This window comes from Escherichia sp. KCJ4928 (assembly GCF_004352695.1).
GTDB lineage: Bacteria > Pseudomonadota > Gammaproteobacteria > Enterobacterales > Enterobacteriaceae > ECMA0423.
This window is the reverse complement of sequence record NZ_SJWV01000608.1, coordinates 1-459: the sequence shown is the minus strand read 5'-3', so window position 1 is coordinate 459 and position 459 is coordinate 1. Positions and strand designations below refer to the sequence as shown.

Annotated in this window: 2 protein-coding genes; both read left to right on the top strand. The window is 34.2% G+C overall.

Annotation, left to right across the window (positions count from 1 at the left end; genetic code table 11):
• A partial coding sequence (locus E0D98_RS25840) for a LuxR C-terminal-related transcriptional regulator (RefSeq protein ID WP_240723790.1) occupies window positions 1-202 on the top strand: 202 nt, incomplete at its 5' end.
• A 1-nt stretch (window position 203) separates the two neighbouring features.
• Window positions 204-459 (top strand): invasion protein (locus E0D98_RS25835; protein WP_131891541.1); only part of this gene is annotated, 256 nt, incomplete at its 3' end.

The following is a 459-nucleotide window of genomic DNA, read 5'->3' as shown; positions in this document are numbered from 1 at the left end:
GATAGATATCCTGCGTTTATGTGTTTCATATTCATTAAAGCAAATTGCCATTATTAAAGGAATTGATTATAAAACAGTATCATATCACAAAATAAGAGCCCTAAATAAACTTAACATAAAAGGTACTGTTGAGTTGTTTATAGCACTCTGTGAATGGGATAAACATTATGTTAAACTCCAATCTTGCGTAAGAGAAAGTTGATATGTCATTAGTAGGATATAATAGTAAAATCATAATAACCATCGCGCTGATATCGTTGCTCTCTGCATGCACCAGAGAAAATTCATTAAAGGAGAATCAAAATAAAAGAAGTGGCGAATCCCAAGCGATAGTAGATGCAAGACAGTTCTTTAGCGAACACCCGGAATATATATCATCAGCAGAACTGGAGCAAAATCTATATCGCGAATTTGCACAGGTTACTACAGTTCCAGCTTATAAAGAGATGAGTATGCATC